At 40.9% G+C, this 16,482-nt stretch carries 14 protein-coding genes; 11 read left to right on the top strand and 3 right to left on the bottom strand.

What is annotated here, in order from left to right; all coding sequences use genetic code 11:
* Positions 1 to 28: 28 nt before the first annotated feature.
* The 3 genes from AC58QM_RS28910 to AC58QM_RS28900 all read left to right on the top strand — a co-directional run bounded on the left by AC58QM_RS28910 (position 29) and on the right by AC58QM_RS28900 (position 3,054).
* Positions 29 to 766, top strand: a complete 738-nt coding sequence (locus tag AC58QM_RS28910) for a Cof-type HAD-IIB family hydrolase (RefSeq protein ID WP_497288255.1) — start codon at positions 29 to 31, stop codon at positions 764 to 766.
* A 67-nt stretch (positions 767 to 833) separates the two neighbouring features.
* A complete protein-coding gene (locus AC58QM_RS28905; protein ID WP_497288254.1) occupies positions 834 to 1,313 on the top strand; it encodes a DUF456 domain-containing protein in 480 nt (159 codons plus the stop codon).
* 46 nt (positions 1,314 to 1,359) lie between these two features.
* On the top strand, positions 1,360 to 3,054 hold the full coding sequence (locus AC58QM_RS28900) for a putative polysaccharide biosynthesis protein (RefSeq protein WP_497288253.1): 1,695 nt from the start codon (positions 1,360 to 1,362) through the stop codon (positions 3,052 to 3,054).
* Positions 3,055 to 3,068: 14 nt separating this feature from the next.
* Here the strand turns inward: AC58QM_RS28900 and AC58QM_RS28895 are convergent, their stop codons facing one another.
* Positions 3,069 to 4,367, bottom strand: coding sequence for a DUF2515 family protein (locus AC58QM_RS28895; RefSeq protein ID WP_497288252.1), 1,299 nt, complete (start codon positions 4,365 to 4,367; stop codon positions 3,069 to 3,071).
* A gap of 220 nt (positions 4,368 to 4,587) precedes the next feature.
* Here AC58QM_RS28895 and AC58QM_RS28890 point away from each other — a divergent pair, with 220 nt between their 5' ends.
* From AC58QM_RS28890 to AC58QM_RS28865, 6 genes are all read left to right on the top strand, one after another.
* Complete coding sequence (locus tag AC58QM_RS28890) at positions 4,588 to 4,974, top strand: GntR family transcriptional regulator (RefSeq protein ID WP_497288251.1); 387 nt, start codon at positions 4,588 to 4,590, stop codon at positions 4,972 to 4,974.
* A complete protein-coding gene (locus AC58QM_RS28885; protein ID WP_497288250.1) occupies positions 4,971 to 5,660 on the top strand; it encodes an ATP-binding cassette domain-containing protein in 690 nt (229 codons plus the stop codon). The genes AC58QM_RS28890 and AC58QM_RS28885 overlap by 4 nt, the downstream gene beginning before the upstream one ends.
* Positions 5,657 to 6,490: a hypothetical protein gene (locus AC58QM_RS28880; protein WP_497288249.1), complete on the top strand. Its 834-nt coding sequence runs from the start codon at positions 5,657 to 5,659 to the stop codon at positions 6,488 to 6,490. Before AC58QM_RS28885 ends, AC58QM_RS28880 begins: the two co-directional genes overlap by 4 nt.
* Before the next feature lie 62 nt (positions 6,491 to 6,552).
* Positions 6,553 to 7,779 carry a hypothetical protein gene (locus AC58QM_RS28875; RefSeq protein ID WP_497288248.1) on the top strand — a complete coding sequence of 409 codons (1,227 nt, stop codon included), beginning with the start codon at positions 6,553 to 6,555 and terminating at the stop codon, positions 7,777 to 7,779.
* A 147-nt stretch (positions 7,780 to 7,926) separates the two neighbouring features.
* Positions 7,927 to 8,292 (top strand): DUF4183 domain-containing protein, encoded by a 366-nt coding sequence (locus AC58QM_RS28870; protein ID WP_497288247.1) that lies wholly within the window; start codon positions 7,927 to 7,929, stop codon positions 8,290 to 8,292.
* 5 nt (positions 8,293 to 8,297) lie between these two features.
* Entirely contained in the window at positions 8,298 to 8,726 is a 429-nt protein-coding gene (locus AC58QM_RS28865) for a DUF4183 domain-containing protein (RefSeq protein WP_497288246.1), read from the top strand.
* A gap of 44 nt (positions 8,727 to 8,770) precedes the next feature.
* Here AC58QM_RS28865 and AC58QM_RS28860 read toward each other — a convergent pair whose 3' ends face one another.
* The gene (locus tag AC58QM_RS28860; RefSeq protein WP_497288245.1) at positions 8,771 to 8,962 is read right to left on the bottom strand and encodes a type II toxin-antitoxin system antitoxin; all 192 of its coding nucleotides are present in this window, start codon (positions 8,960 to 8,962) and stop codon (positions 8,771 to 8,773) included.
* 12 nt (positions 8,963 to 8,974) lie between these two features.
* The gene (locus AC58QM_RS28855) at positions 8,975 to 9,814 is read right to left on the bottom strand and encodes an SPFH domain-containing protein (RefSeq protein WP_497288244.1); all 840 of its coding nucleotides are present in this window, start codon (positions 9,812 to 9,814) and stop codon (positions 8,975 to 8,977) included.
* Positions 9,815 to 10,365: 551 nt separating this feature from the next.
* Between AC58QM_RS28855 and AC58QM_RS28850 the strand changes: the two genes are divergently transcribed.
* Together AC58QM_RS28850 and AC58QM_RS28845 are read left to right on the top strand one after the other, a co-directional pair.
* Complete coding sequence (locus tag AC58QM_RS28850) at positions 10,366 to 11,577, top strand: MBL fold metallo-hydrolase (RefSeq protein ID WP_497288243.1); 1,212 nt, start codon at positions 10,366 to 10,368, stop codon at positions 11,575 to 11,577.
* A gap of 11 nt (positions 11,578 to 11,588) precedes the next feature.
* Complete coding sequence (locus AC58QM_RS28845; protein ID WP_497288242.1) at positions 11,589 to 15,800, top strand: NACHT domain-containing protein; 4,212 nt, start codon at positions 11,589 to 11,591, stop codon at positions 15,798 to 15,800.
* Positions 15,801 to 16,482 lie beyond the last annotated feature (682 nt).

Here is a 16,482-nt window from a genome sequence, read left to right as displayed (position 1 = left end):
CTTCATGAGACTAGGAGTTGACGAGATTGTGGGAAAGTATAAATTAATCGCACTCGATATGGATGGAACCTTGTTGAATGAGGACAAAAAAATATCTGCCGAGAATCAGGCGGCTATTCGTGAAGCATCGTCACAAGGCAAAGTCGTTATTATGTCTACAGGTCGTGGAGCGATAAGCGCGATGCCTTTCATTAAAGAATTAGGTCTCTCAACCCCACTTGTCGTAGTCAACGGCGGTGAAGTGTGGGCTTCGCCGGATCGGTTACTGAAACGTACACTTGTACCGATTGAAACGATTCGTGACTTGCATCAGTTAGCGGTAGCTCATGACTGCTGGTGGTGGGCTTATTCCGTGGCAGGCGTGTTCAATCGTGAAAGTGAAGGATTAAATATGGATGAGCATGAATGGCTTAAATTCGGTTACTTCACAGACAATGCGGAGAAATTGCAACGCATTCGCGAAGTTGTGGCGAGCTGGGGAACGCTTGAAATCACCAATTCGCATCCATCGAACTTGGAGATGAATCCGCTTGGCGTCACCAAAGCAAGTGGTGTTGAAACGGTGTGTGACTTTTTGGGTATTTCGATGTCCGAAGTTATTGCTATGGGTGACAGCGAAAATGATATTGCGATGATTCGTGAAGCAGGACTTGGCATCGCCATGGGCAATGCACAGGATGAAGTGAAGCGAATCGCCGACATGACGACGGTTACGAATAATGAACATGCTGTTGCACAAGTCATTCGTACTTACATGCTTGCCTAGTTTAGACAATGCACTGTCCTAAGAGGACCGTGAATCCGTTTAAGATAAATGGAGGAATGAACTGAGCATGATTACCTTAGGTTGGATTGTCGTTATTCTTTTATTTGTTGTCGGAATGGTGGGTGCCATTTATCCGATTCTGCCTGGCGTATTGGCGATTTACGCGGCCTTTTTCATCTATGGCTGGCTGATTACTTGGGAGCACTTCGGCTTGTGGTTCTGGTTGATCCAGACCTTGATCGTCATTATTATTATCGTGGCGGATTATGCGGTTAGTGCATTAGGTGTCAAAAAGTTCGGCGGCTCGAAACCTGCAATCGTCGGAAGCACCATTGGTTTGATCATTGGCCCATTCGTGATTCCAGCATTCGGGATCATCCTAGGTCCATTCATCGGTGCCGTAGTGGGTGAATTAATTGCTGGAACTTCGTGGCAGAACGCTATACGCGCAGGAATTGGGTCCGTGCTAGGTTTTTTCGCCAGCTCCGTGGTGAAATTTGTTTTGCAGCTCGCTATGATTATTATTTTCTTCTTGTGGATCTTTTGAGGCCTAGATAGACGTAATAAAACTGTAAGAGAGAGAAGGAACGGACTTGACGAAGGTAACCAAAGATTCCCTTGTAAAAGGGACGCTCATTCTCACCGTAGCCGCGCTTGTAGCGCGGTTTCTCGGCGTTTTCCAGCGTATACCGCTGGTGCATCTGCTTGAGGAAAAAGGAATGGGCAGCTATTCCATTGCTTTTAATTTATATTCTATCCTGCTCGTTATCGCAACAGCGGGTATTCCGAGTGCATTAAGTAAAATGGTTGCCGAGAAGAGAGCCATCGGTCGACCTCATGAAGCGCAACGGATTTATCGAGCAGCGATCTGGTTTGCTGTAGTCGCTGGGGTTGGGATGACGGTACTGTTATATGTCTTCGCACCTATTTATGCCGAGAACATTTCACATGGTGGCCCGGATGCAACGTTAGCAACGAGGGCGATCGCACCAGCGATGCTGTTCTTCCCGCTTATCGCGATTATGCGAGGCTATTTCCAAGGCAGACAACATATGATGCCCAATGGTATTTCACAAGTGGTGGAACAAATTTTCCGCTTAATTACGTCGATTCTACTTGCCTTCTTCTTGCTTAATATCTCACTGGGTTGGGGAGTTGCAGGGGCTTCCTTCGGAGGTGTTGTCGGAGGTATTGCTGCACTTGCGGTCATGCTGTACTACGGTATGAAATTGAAGCGAAGTGATGCAAAAACGGTCCAGTCTACTGTTGCTGCATCACACGCCGCGGCAGAGCAGATTGGTGCCGCACGTTCAGGCGAGCAACCATCGGAAATGTTCAGATATCGGGATATTTATCGAAGCTTGCTAAAGCTATCGATCCCAATTGTCGTTTTCTCCGTCACCGTCACATTGGTGTACGCGATCGATACCTCGATGATTATTCCGTTGCTTGAAGATAAGATTGGTGCCGCGGAGGCCTTAGGCTTAGTAGGGATCATTGGTGGACGCGCGCAATCACTCGCGGGGATTCCCATTATTTTGGCTATCGCGTTGAGTCAATCGGTTGTACCTATTATTTCAGCTGCTTATTCACGGAAAGACTTAAAGCAAGTCGGACAGCAGACGACGCGCGTGCTTCAACTGGCTATCCTTTCAGGTCTTCCAGCCGTACTTATGATTTGTATTGCGGCTAGACCGATCGACTTCTTCGTGTTTGGGTACGAGGATTCCGCCTATGGTATTGCACATGGACCTGCGATGATCTCCTTGCTGACGGCCGGTGCAATGTTTCAGATCGTGATGCAGACCTCAGGAGCCGTTCTGATGGGGATGGGACGGATGAAGCCACTAATGGCTCATGTTGGTGTCGGCATCGCAATCAAGCTGCTTGGCAGCTTCGTTCTAGCGCAATGGTTCGGCATATACGGTATTATTATCTCCACAGGACTTTGCTTTATCGCGATGTCATGGTTGAATTTACGCACGCTCCGCAAGGAAGTATCGTTCACGATTCTGGGGCGCCGATTTGGTGGACTTATCGTAACAATTATTGTCATCGGCGTTCTAGGCTTTGCAGCAGAATGGGTGACGCACAACTATGTGGTGCCATTCTCTTGGTACCGCTTGAATCAAGGCATTCAGGCCGTGTTGATTTGCGGATTCACTGTGGCTTTGTACCCTGTTATGCTGATGCTAACACGTGTGGTGACGAAGGATGATGTGAAAAGCTTCCCATCACCTATACAGAAGCTCATCGCGAAAGTGAGTCGGTTGTTGAAGCGATCTTAATGGCATAAGTATCACTAACGAATGAGCTTCTTAATCGCTTGTGCACTAAGAACAGCGAGTTCAACTTTACTTAGTCCGAGGCACATTTCCTTTGTTAAATCGTAAGCAACCGGAACAGCGAAGGATTGCATATGTTTCAGAGGTTCCTCTAACTCAGTAAACCAATCCCCACGCTCAACCGGCGCTAGTGGCCTGTCAGGCCATGCTGAATGAAGCGGTGGACTATAAAACGGCGCTGCGCCTTTCTTAAGGCTGTAACCATCGAGCCTCTCCTGATACTTGAGATCAGGAGGGGTTTTTCGTATTTGTGCAAATAGATGAGGCCAGTAATCAGAACGTGACCCCGTATGGGGAGTAGAGGCTGCAAAAGCTATTGCACCCTGAAGGATGCCTGGTGCCCAAAACAGGATGGCGTATAAGCTTTTGCCGAATTCGATGCGTTCAGAAAGGTTCTTGAAATTTTCAAGAATAAGGCCAGCGAGATGTGGTTGTGGTGGATCTAGCGAAGCGGAACGAAAAGGGAATCCGACTTGATTGAGCTGCAGCCAGGCTTGTGTCTTGAACTGTGGCGTATTTAAAACCGTTTGTTTGTAGATTGGATTCTGAACGACGCGCTCCTCGACGTAATGCTGTTCATTGACAATCAACCCGAGGGTGAGGAGGGTAGTATCTTGATATAACCAAAAATCCTGCCAAATGGGCATCATCCAGGCGGATATATGCAAATGAGGAAGAAGATGAAATAAGTTAAGCTTCCTCCGTTTGCTTTCGGCATAGAGCAGCAATTGCGGGTAAGCATCTTGAAAAATAAGAGCATTTGCGCGCTCGAGAAAGGCAAATAAATGCTCAGTGGCTTCGTTGTTCAATAAATGAGGCAGTAATTCGCCACGCAGATCGGTCATGCACCAGCCCCCATTGCGGGAAACCATGTGGGCTAACAACGCCCAGTGCAGCTCAGGGAAGTCTCTATAACAAGTCCAGTAGGCTTGTGTACGAGTTACGTTATTACGATTAAGGACTTGGGTCTTGGCGACAATTCGGGCAACAATCTCTTGCTCATACGCCGTGATGGCGGGAGGAATAACGCCTCCTTGCTGCAAAGCATGCTGTTGGCGCAAAGCTTTTTCTAGTCTCGCTAACATCGTAGGCGTGATCTCGATAGTAGGAAGCGAAGCTGCCTTTTCTGCATCTGAAGAGGTACTCAACTTGGCAGCCTGCTGTTTAACAAGCTGAACAATGGCACCAGGCAATCCTCGCATTTTCCCATATAAGCTTAGGTTCTTCTTATTCTCCGGCGGAAGTTGTACTCGCATTATGTCCTCCTTTCTTCGCGAAATCCTTCTTTCTATTATTTGCATGTTGGGGTCGTGGTATGTCAACGGTGTGGAATAAAGGGGAGAGTGTAACTTTAAATACCAATTGTTGACAGATAAAGTGTATGAGTAGTATAGTACACATAGAGTGTATGAACCATGTAGTACACACACTAAATACTTCCAGTTTTACCTAGAAAGGAACATAGGAGATGGGTAGATGAACATTACATTTAATAATCGCGATCCCGTTTATCTGCAGGTTGTCAGGTATTTTAAAGAGGAAATGGCCACGGGCAGGCTGGTAGGCGGACAAGAGATTCCGTCAAGGCGAGAGCTAGCAGGACTGCTTCAAATCAATCCGAACACCGCACAGAAGGCTTATAAAGAAATGGAGGAGCAGAAGTTGATCACAACTGCAGGTAATTCCCCGAGTCGGATAACGACGGATAAGCAGATTTTGAATACCATTCGTGAAGAACTCATTCAAGAAGCCGTTGGGGTGTTCGTACAATCCATCAGCAAAATCGGGCTGCCAACGGAAGAATTGCTGCGTGTTGTGAAAGAACAGTATGAGGCAGAACGCGCAAGGGAGGTTGCGGAATGATCGAAGTAGATGGACTGGTGAAGCGATTTGGGCGAAAAAATGTATTGGAACAGGTTTCCTTTACCGCGGAGAAAGGCCAAATCACCTGTTTGATTGGGATCAATGGCGTGGGTAAATCTACGATTATGAAGGCGATCATGGGGCTGACCCCCATCCAAGGAGGAGCTATACGTGTGGATGGTCAGATACCAATTTCAAAATCGTATGAGAAGGTTGTATTCATTCCGGATACTTTAACTATGCCCTCTCATATGAAAATTAAAGAAGCCATGCTATTTATGAAGGATTTCTATGGGAACTGGAATGAAGTGCGGGCGGAAGAGTTGATCACCTTTTTCAAATTAAATCCTGAGGATCGACTTTCGAGCTTGTCCAAAGGAAATTCTGCAAAGGCGAATCTGCTGCTAGGACTGTCTTTGGACGCAGACTATTTACTCATGGACGAGCCATTCTCGGGGATTGACATGTTCAGCCGAGAGCAAATTACAGCCGTATTTACAAGCCATTTGATGGAAGATCGCGGTGTTCTGATCACGACCCACGAAATTCATGATATTGAGCATTTAATTGATAAAGTAGTTTTGCTGGATGGAGGGCGGGTTAGCAAACAGTTTTACCCAGAGGAAATGCGCTCGAATGAAGGAAAGTCCGTTGTGGATGTCATGAGAGAGGTGTATGTGACTTGAAATTCTTTATCAAGTTGTTGAACTGGGAACTGGTACGGTTTAGCAAACTATATGGTGCTTTGGCACTTCTGTTGGTGGTATCTCAGTTTGTGGGAATTTGGTTAACGGCCCAATCGTATCTAAGTGATGCACATGCTTGGGCAGACAGAAATGGCGGAACAGTTGCGCAATACGCGGAAAATTTTCAAAAATTGAATCTTATTAATATTTTTCATTCGGTCTGGTACGAAGGAGCTATCAGTTTATGTGCAATCGTTCTGCTCCTTTATGTTTTCATGATTTGGTACAAGGAATGGTTCGGCCGGAATACGTTTGCGTATCGACTGCTTATGTTGCCAACTTCACGGATGAACGTATATTACGCTAAGTTAAGTGCGATTGTGCTGTTTGTATTTGGTTTTGTTTCCCTACAATTTGTGGTGATTCCGCTGCAATTGTCCTCCTTCCTTGCTATCATCCCAGCTGAACTACGAGTAGAGGTTACTATTGGAGAATTGATTCGAAGAGATCCTTTGCTGAATTTGTTTATGCCGAGCTATGTTATGCAATTCATTTTATATTATGGAGCTGGCATTCTAGGTGTTTTTGTACTTTTTACGACTATACTTTTGGAACGAAGTTATCGTTGGAAGGGCATTATTGCTGGTATTCTGTACGGTACAGCCGTTCTGATCGTGATCGTTTTGCCACAAGAAATAAGTCAATTAGGAGTTACACTTCCGCTATTTCCAAGCGAAATCGTGTTGCTGCAGGTGTTCATCGGACTGTGTATGATCGCCATTTCAATCGGATTTAGTTCGTATTTGCTGCGAAAAAAAGTGACGGTGTAAATTCTCGAATTCTCGAAATTCGGGTGAAGGGCTTTCAAAGAAAATGCTAAGGAGGTGCACGCATGAAACGATACTGGCTGCTTGCTACACTGATACCTTTTTGTGTATTAGCTATGGGAACGTATTATGTGTCAGGTACTGGTGATCAGAAACCGGAGTATGAGTTAAAGACGATGAAAGGCCTAGAAAGCGATGCTGCTGGGCTGCAAATTAAGGTAAATATGGATGGCATCACGACAACCGTTTCTACGAAAGGGAACGAGTCGGAAGTCGAGCAATTCTCCTATTTGGCTAGGCTTGATGCTGAATCTTACTATGAGGACGATTTGAAAAGGCTTGTCAGAGAGCATCGTTCTTTCATGCGAGGGAAGAATGATGTGAATGCCTTTTATGAGGATGATCAGATACTTGCGTATGCGGGTACGGAAGCTCACAACGATGTATCGAAGAAGCAATCTAACCAGTTAACCATCTCAATAATGGAAAAATTGGACGAAGGAACATCATCATTTCATGTTCTATCCGATAAGAAAAACGATGAATATATAAATATCCATGATGTTCAGGTCAAAGATAAGATCATGAAGGTACTTGTCAATCGTATGCGAACGGACAAATATCCGCAGTTCTATCATGTTGGATATGATATGTATACGATTGATCTTGCAAGCAAAAGCTTGCTGAAAAGCGAGCAGATCCTCTCTGCCGAGACACAAGTGAATGAAATAAGTACATGGTATATATCTGGTAATGCTCGGATTAGCCCTACTGGATATGCGATATTTGATCGCAGTGAAAATAAAATCGTAGATAAGGTCGAAAGTCAGACCGTAAAGAGAAATGAAGGGTTAGTAAACCGGGAAATTCGAGTATATGATATTTGGAACGGACAATGGCGGACACTGCAGAGCGAGCAACTACATCATTTTTTGATGGAAGATAACTCGATGGGAATGTCTATCCAGAATGCCAATCAGGAGATATCATTGGCTGCTATTTCGGAGAATAAAGACACTCACGTCATGGTAGTTAATGTAGCGGAGAATAAGGTGATTCGTGATGTTCAACTACCGCTTCAAGCGATTCAGAAAGAGTGGGGCAGAGTCAATTATAGCCTAGTAGAGAAGGATCGCTTGTATCTACTCATGTCTGGTCGTGGTCGTCCCGTACCAAACGTTGCAATCGTTGAACTGCAAACGGGGAATATCCTCTATCAGGGAGAAATTGAGCGTAAGAATCTGAAGAGTATTGGCTATATCAATGCGAACGGAATCAAAGTGCAGAACTAAAATTGCAGAAATAAAAGGTAGAAACCCCCTAATCACCATGATCAGGGGGTTTTCTATGTCATAAATGGGGATAAGTACCGAGGTGAATATCCAATTTCAGGTAAAGTTTCTTGCATAAGATATCTTAATCTATGAGTGGCTTGTGAGGTGATTCCCATCCGGAAACGAAAACGTCTTGAAACAACGATCCGAAGAAAGTCAAAAAAGAGCAAAGAACGGCTGCGTAAAGCCAAGTATGTCTCAAAGACTTATTTTTATTATACCATTTCAGACGGAGACAAGCGTTGGTATACGGAAGAGGATCGTACCAAAGGTTATGGCGCTCAATCGATTCCAGATCCGAAAACTGTCACATTCGCACAAGTTTTCGTTAATGGTGTACTTCAGCCCAGCACGCTCTATCACATAGATAAAGGCTCTATCATGTTAACTTCGAAGGATGTGCCTGAAAAAGGTGTTCCCATCATCGTGCAATGTATTCGCGTCTACAAGCGAAGATCGGGAAGGGGGTGAATTAGATGGCAGCCTCACTTATTAAACTTTTTGTTACAGCAGCGTTGGCGAATGCTCCAGTTGCTTCGGGCGGTGTTGTGACAACAACCGTAGATCCCGATGTGACGAGATACAATGCAGTACTTGACGCAGGTATGATTGGGGGTACGGAAACAACGATTCTTGCAGAGGATTTTCTTGATGACAATGGTGATCCCTTACTCGCGAACGAACTACCAGCCGTACCTACTAACGGATATATTAATGTGTATGTCAATGGTGTGTTACAAGAAGCGGGTCTCTCGACGCTAACAACGGCTTCCTTGGTGTTAGATACGATCTTAGCGGTAGTTGGTACACCTGTCGTTCTCGAAGTTGCTGATTTCTCAAATACAAGCTCTGCGATTACTACACCACAAACCATTTCTGCGCCAGCAATTAACGTTACAACATAAGAAAAAAACAATCTTACATGAAACTGTGTAAGATTGTTTTTTTGTTAGTTGTCCAAATCTTCATTTGTTTGCTGCGCGGCACTAGTTTTAGGGAGCCGTCCTGAACGGAGGAGCGCTTCTCGGAGTAAATATTCAATGTGTCCGTTAACACTTCGGAACTCATCTTCAGCCCACTGCTCTAGAGCTTGGTGCAGCTTCGGATCAAGTCGAAGCGGGAAGTTTTTCTTGAGAGCCATACCATGGCCTCGTTAGTACAACGTTCCGGTATTAATGACCGGAGTCGCTGAACGATCAGATACAATCGCAACAAGCAGATTGTTGATCATGGCAGCTTTACGCTCCTCGTCAAGCTGCAAACCTTTGGCTTCCAATTGTTCGACAGCCAATTGAACCATGCCTACTGCACCTTCTACAATAATGGAGCGAGCTGATAAAATGGCAGAAGCTTGCTGACGCTGCAGCATCGCACTGGCAATTTCAGTGGAGTAGGCAAGGTGAGTCAGACGGGACTCAATCACCTCAACACCTGCAACGGAAAGTCGTTGCTGAAGCTCTGTGCTGAGCTCGGCCGCAACCTCATCGGCATTGCCTCTAAGTGAGTAGCCTTCTGTTTCGTAGCGGTCATATGGATATTTGCTGGCTACATGACGCAACGCAGTTTCACTTTGAATTTCTACGAATTTCTCATAGCTGTCCACATCGAACAAGGCTTTATACGTATCTACCACTTTAAACACGATCACAGCAGCAATTTCGATCGGATTCCCATCGATATCATTCACTTTTAATTTGACACTGTTAAAATTGCGAACACGCAGCGAGATTTTCTTATGAGAAGAAAAAGGGATAACGAGCCATATCCCGCTTTTACGAATGGTTCCTAGATAGCTCCCGAAAAAAGTAATGACGGTAGCTTGATTCGGCTGAACGACAGTAAATGACGACAGCGAGATGATGCTAACGACAATTAAAATAGCCCCAATGAGAAAGCTTTGTTGTGTGAAACTATAAATGCCTAGCCCAAGTGCGGCGAAAAATAAGAGTAAGCCAATAAAGCCATTGACTGACCCTGCTTTAACTTCTTTCATAGATGTATTGCCTCCCTTAGTTTAAATATTATTTTGATATTTATATGATATCACTTTTTACTTTAATTGTAAAATATTAAAATAAGAAATCCAGCCTTGCCGAATTGGGCAAGGCTGGATTTCTTGGACTACTATTGAATGCCGCCTAGTGATCAAGGAAAATAAAGATCGTTAGTGGAAAATAAAGTTCGTTAGTGGAAAATAGAGTTCGTTAGTGGATGTTTACTTTTGTGAACATCCACTTTTGAATTCCAGCTTCCAGACCCTGTTCTTGTATTGATACTTACTTTTCAATGGCATGGAGATGGCTCCATGTCTTTTACTTTTCAAAATAGGAGTGGAGTGATTGGTCGCTGTTTTCGTTTGGACAAGCCAGGCGTTTACTTTAATCCGATACCGTTTTGCGGTAGCTTAAGCATAAGCATACCACGTGTTACCGGACTCTCATTATTTCCATATATTTCTTTTATACAACCGGTTGTATGGTATTATGGAACCAATAGACAGTTGTTGAATTTTAGAAGTTAAAATGAAATGTGGAGGAACTATAAATGCTTTCAGTTACTATGTTTCCTGCAAAAAATGGAGATTGTTTTTTGATATCGTTCGGTGAAGATTCAAAAAAACACATATTAATAGATTGTGGATATGCTGAAACGTATAAAAGTTATTTAAGAAAAAAACTAACTTCAATAGCAGAAATAGATGAATATATATCATTATTTGTAATCACTCACGTCGATCAAGATCATATATTAGGGGCTATTCCTTTTATTGAGGAAAATAATGTAAAAAATATTATTAACATTTCAGAAATATGGCATAACAGTTATCGGCATTTGCAGTTTTCGAAAGGTAAAGTGGGCAATATTGATGAGTTAGAAAAAAAGGTGCTTGAAGAAGAAATAGCATTAGGTAGTTCAATTATTGAAAATTCGGAGGATGGTATCGTAGATTCTGAAATAAGCGTTAAGCAAGGTTCGACGTTGGCATCATTAATTTATGAAGGCAAATACAATTGGAATAAGTCGTTTGATGGAAAAGCAGTGAGTACTTGTGTAAAGCAATTCATCGAGATAGATGACGTGAGATTATACATATTGTCACCCGACAAAGATAAATTAGACTCTCTTTCGAAGGATTGGCTAATGCATTTACAAAGCTATAAATATAATTTTAACTTATCTGAGGATCAAATGTTTGACGATGCGTTTGAATTCTATATGTTAGGAAAACCAGAATTAAATATTGTTGACGAGAGTATTTCTAGGAAATCAATAAATACTTTAGATTACTTTCTAAATCTGAAACAAAATGAAATTGATACAGCAGTATTGAACGGCTCTTCAATTGCATTTTATATGGAATATAAAGATAAAAAGCTCTTATTTCTCGCTGACTCCCATCCAGATATTATCTGTTCAAATATTGTAGAACTTGGTAAGTTAGGTGTGTTGGAAGGTGGTTTTGATCTTGTGAAGATACCACATCACGGAAGTGTGAAAAACATGACACCTGAGTTAGCCAAATCAATCCCATCCCGAAAATACCTAGTATCCACTAATGGTACAACACATGACCATCCTGATTTAGCAGCAATAGCGAGAATTCTTCTTGCAGGGCAAAAAGGAAAATTAAAAGAACTTATTTTTAACTATCCTACAGAGACGGCAATGATGCTGGATAACAAGGAATGGATGGACAAATATAATTATTCAGTAAATATTGCAAACGGTGTTAATCCAGTAACTGTCGAACTGTAAAGGAGATTACTATGGATATTTCAATATGGAAGTCAATTCCTAAGATTGAATGCGGGTCTCAGAAGGGTACTGCATTTCTAGTTTCCCCTAACATTGCCTTGACAGCAACTCATGTAGTCGGTGAGTGCTTAAGCCAAGGAAAAGAAGTAAAGCTTATTTTCAGAGATATTTTTGGTTTGGAGCAATTAATAGTAGATGCAAAGCCCTTGTATAAGAAGGATACTCATAATTATCCAATTATTGCACTACAATTAGCGAGAGAAATAAATGAATGTGCCTTACTAGAATGTTTAGATTATAAGTTTGATACAGCAGCAGAGTGTTTTAGTTTTGGTTACCCACCTGTACGCTCTACCGAAGGTACTTCTATTAAATTAACCGTGGTTAATTTTAATGAAAATTTAGGTTACAGTGACTGGAACATAGACCTAAGAATTAAGGATAACATTAAAAATTATCAAGGTGTTTCTGGTGCTCCTCTTATCTTTGAAAATCGTGTGGTGGGTATAGTTCAACGACAAGTTTCCGAAGATCGGGCAGCAAGTCGGTTATCTGCCGTTAGCTTATATTTTTTTATCGAGTATTTAGTGTCTATTGGAGTTCATCTAAAAAAGAGAATACATACTGGAATATATGATAACAAAGTTTCTTCTCCGCGAAATTACCCTATGATACAAGGGCATATACCGAGAAAACTAATTCCAGCTAATAAACGTAACGCAATCTCTTGGTTGATTAATAGTGAGGATCTGAAAGATCCCTTAGATGTCATTAGGGAAAGTAAACTTGTCGCACTACTAGGAGGGGCGGGAACAGGTAAATCTATTGAGTTAGATTATATAGCTTCAATTTGTTCACAGGCTTCATCCGAATTAGTACCAGTACTGATAAAATTAAACAAGTTTGTTCCACGCAGTTTGAATGAAATTATTTGCGATTATTGGTCAGATTGGACTTTGATTCCTGACAATGCATTGTTATTAATATTGGATGGTTTGGATGAAGTTGAGAGCCACTACAAAAGAGATGCAATAAAATATATAGAGTTATTCGTTGAACAGCATCCTGAAATCCACATTATTGTTTCATGTAGGCGTAATTTTTATCAATCGGAAAATGAATATTTTTCTGGAACTCTCCAAGGATTTAAGACATTCCTTCTATATGATTTAAATCAAGAAGAAATTGATGCTTATATTTTTTCTGTGTTAGGAAAAGAAATATCAAAAGATTTTATAAACGCTATTCAACACAGCAATCTGAGACCACTCATGGATATACCCTTTTATTTAGTGAGAATAATTGATATGTATTCAAAATTTGGGGCGTTGCCAAAAAATAAAGCTGAACTCTTTCAAAACCTGATTGTCCAAGGCTTACAGAATGATATTCAGCATTTCAAAAATGCCATGGATTTAAGTAAAGAACAAGAGAAGTTGATGTTGTGTTTAGAAACAATAGCGCTCGGTATGGAGGATTTAGGAAGAAATTACTTGACCAATCAAGAGTTTACCCTGATTACAAGCGAAGAGAACCAGCATCTGTTGACACATTGTACGCTTTGGAAGAGGAATGAGGAACAAGGCGACATTAGATGGCAGTTTGAGCACAATAACTTTCAAGAATTTCTTGCAGCTAGAATTCTAGCAAGACAGGAATTGAAGGTAATCAAGGAGTTTCTTGCATTTCCACCAGAAAATAATAAAGTCATCCCAAGTTGGGTGAATACGTTGTCTTTTTTAGTCAGTTTGCTGGAGCCCGATGATAATAAGTTCAATGATTTATTGAAATGGCTTATTGAAGGAGATCCTGAAATGGTGATTCATTTCGAAGCTGATCGAGTGGATGAGACATTAAGGATTCAATTATTCCAGAGTATCTATACCTTTTATGAAGAACGAAATATATGGATTAATAGGGATAAGTTCGATTTTAGAACGTTAGCCAACTTTGGGCAGACTGATGCCAATGTAGATTATTTATTGAACAAAATTTCGCAAGGCCACTATACATCCCGTGTAAACGCATTAAAACTCTTGAGCTATATGCGAGCTCCTATTTCAAAAAGATCAATGATTCGAGATATAGTAATTGAAATTATTGCGAACGACGACGAACTTCCAGTTGTAAGAAGCACGGCATTAGGTGTGGTGACTAAATATAAATTTCGGTCATCTAGTCATGTTGAACGTATTGTTTCAGCTACTAGAGTGTCTTCGGATGACACAATACGCACTTATTTATATCAATATTTAATTGAATGTGATCTGGAGGAGGACAATATAGATGTTTTTCTTGAGGGGATTCAATACGTTGGAATCAATATTAACAATAAGGAATCAAGGTTAATAAATGAAAAGATGGAGTTAGAACGAGGGATACAGAAAGCTAAATCTCCGGCTAGTGTAAACAAGATTTTGGTTTTTCTCAATGAGAATCTAAAGCATATTGACCATTTTTCCTTGAAAGATCAATTTGGAATTATTGGCTCAAATACTGCAGTCGCATATGAATCAGATAGTAGTATTTTTATGCCAGCTTTAATTTTATATATAAATCTTCATGAAAATTACTGGGGTAAAGAGGCGAAAGATTTTTCGATCTTCTTTGATAAAAGTTATACGAGTCAGGAAGCCATGAAATTACTGCTAGAACAGCGTAATATTAGGGCGCTAGGATTATTGGTTGATGAGGAGTCTATTGAGTTTGTATCACAACAATATCTAGAAAATAAATTATCAAATGATGATATTTGGAAGATACAACATGAAATAAGCCCAAGGGATCTATATATGGCATTTAATAAACACATGAATGAAGTGACAAATAATACGTTTGTGTTTCAGCAAAGAAGGGACTATGAACAGGAGCGAAAAGTTGGGCTAAAGCGTGATATTGATCTGTTATTTAATAAGGAAGCGTTTATAGAACAGGCGCGGAATATTTACACTGATGAAGGAAAGGAACAATTCAACCAAGATGAGATTTTAGATATACGGGTAAGAAGAAACGAGAATGAGTACTCTAACCTTGTAACTGATAAAATCTATCGGATGGCTGGAACTGGTGACATTTCGTATGAAAAGGTAGTTGAGAATATTCAATCTTGGGATTGGGATTACTTTTGTTTAAGTGAATTATGTAGGAATATGTCTTCATCAACTGATGTTACACTTACAGACGAACAGATCCGGTGGGTTTCTGATTGGTGTATAAAAAATGTTGAATTGTTTGATTTTACAACAGCTTGGCGACGTAATCCAGATGGAGGGAACACTGTAAAAGATTTAGCAATAATCTTTTGGTATTTCCAAAGAAAATACAATCTGGAATATTCACAAGAAGTTTTTCTTGATATGCTTTCCTTTGATTGGAGCGAAGGTAGTGAAATGTTGGGGATTAAATATTTAGAACAATACCTTGATATCGAAATAATGTCTGAACGAGTTTGGGATAATTTACAAAATGGGATAGAGATAGACGACATTCTTAATAATCACTTGGATTTTTGTGAGAGACATTCCATTAATGATGTATTGCCATATGCTTTACGTATCATTTGTGATACCTCAAGGAGTTTCACAATACGAATTGCCGCGTTAAAGACTTATATGAAATTATCGATTGCTTTGCATGTGTTAATTGTTAACTTACCTAATATTCAAGATAACTTTAAGTGGGAAGTCGTGCGGCAGTTATTTGAAATCGATAAAGGGCCAGAGTGTGAAAGCTACCTAATGTCACTTTTGGACCCAGCACAGAAAAAAGAAGAGGAGTTACAGCCAATAAAATTCCTTATTAAACTACAAAATTTGGATGCACTACAAGCTTATACAGACTGGGTAGAAAGTCAAGTAAGAAGTAGAAGTCTCATAGAACGAACAATTCCATTAAGTAGCATAAAGAATGTCGAAGCGTTACCGTTTCTAATTAGATTGCTTTCCTTTACTTATGATGATGGCTTTAAACAAAACAATTTTGAGCGTGTAGATTTTGAAGTGCAAAATGCAATTACAAATGTTGCAGTTCAATCACCTGAAAATTTTGAAGCGGTAAAAACATTACTGGAGAGTTTTATAAGAGAACATAGTCATTTCAAACATATTAATTTTCTGTATGTATTCATGGAAGATATAGAATCTAAGTATTATGTTGCTCTGCAAAATGGGCGTGATATTTCTGAAGTGAGACAACGATTACAATCTATTGGATTGTTAAGTTAACTATCTTGCTTAATTACTAAGGTGGCCACTCTGCCACATTTTAGGTTAATAGAAATATTTATTCAATTGATTAGAAAATATGAAGACGACACTTATGATAAATTAAGAAATCACGTACAAAGTTAAGGTCCGATTACGATTCTAATCGGACCTTAACTATGTCTTCTACAGAGCAAGTTCATTGACCTTGACGATAATACTTGAGCGTCCAATTAACAACACTCATGAAGACACAAGATGCTTTTACAAAACGGGTACCATTTAATATGCTGGACGCAGCTTTTAGAAAAGCTTGTATTTACGATTTTGTACATGCTCAGACAGATAGTTATGATACCATAATCGGCGAGAAGGGGATAAAGCTGTCTGGTGTCGGGTGACAAGAACATTATCTCATTAACGGCCGCGTAAATCGCGGCTTTTTTGTTTTATGGGATCAAGTTCTTGTTACAAGGCAATGACAAGAACTTGATCCCATTGCCGACAGAATCATTCAAACGTTCTTTGGCAAGTTCTAACGAGAAACTTCAATTCAAATAAACATGAGTTCCTTTTGGCTTTCTTCGCTAAACTAAACATTCCTGTTAAGGCTAAGAAATGGCCTTTGTCAAAAAAGGAGCGCCTCGGTATGATGGGTTTGTCCCGGGCTTAAAACCCAACACCATCAAGGAGGCGCTCTTAT

It is taken from the genome of Paenibacillus sp. J22P165, from assembly GCF_059692015.1.
The sequence above is the reverse complement of the archived record's forward strand: the minus strand, read 5'-3'. Positions and strand labels throughout refer to the sequence as shown.

Excerpts from the sequence above, each read along its gene's own strand:
- AC58QM_RS28845 (WP_497288242.1), top strand. The coding sequence starts at position 11,589 with ATGGATATTTCAATATGGAAGTCAATTCCTAAGATTGAATGCGGGTCT.
- AC58QM_RS28905 (WP_497288254.1), top strand. The coding sequence starts at position 834 with ATGATTACCTTAGGTTGGATTGTCGTTATTCTTTTATTTGTTGTCGGA.
- AC58QM_RS28885 (WP_497288250.1), top strand. The coding sequence starts at position 4,971 with ATGATCGAAGTAGATGGACTGGTGAAGCGATTTGGGCGAAAAAATGTA.
- AC58QM_RS28895 (WP_497288252.1), bottom strand. The coding sequence starts at position 4,367 with ATGCGAGTACAACTTCCGCCGGAGAATAAGAAGAACCTAAGCTTATAT.
- AC58QM_RS28850 (WP_497288243.1), top strand. The coding sequence starts at position 10,366 with ATGCTTTCAGTTACTATGTTTCCTGCAAAAAATGGAGATTGTTTTTTG.
- AC58QM_RS28855 (WP_497288244.1), bottom strand. The coding sequence starts at position 9,814 with ATGAAAGAAGTTAAAGCAGGGTCAGTCAATGGCTTTATTGGCTTACTC.
- AC58QM_RS28875 (WP_497288248.1), top strand. The coding sequence starts at position 6,553 with ATGAAACGATACTGGCTGCTTGCTACACTGATACCTTTTTGTGTATTA.
- AC58QM_RS28890 (WP_497288251.1), top strand. The coding sequence starts at position 4,588 with ATGAACATTACATTTAATAATCGCGATCCCGTTTATCTGCAGGTTGTC.
- AC58QM_RS28860 (WP_497288245.1), bottom strand. The coding sequence starts at position 8,962 with ATGGCTCTCAAGAAAAACTTCCCGCTTCGACTTGATCCGAAGCTGCAC.
- AC58QM_RS28865 (WP_497288246.1), top strand. The coding sequence starts at position 8,298 with ATGGCAGCCTCACTTATTAAACTTTTTGTTACAGCAGCGTTGGCGAAT.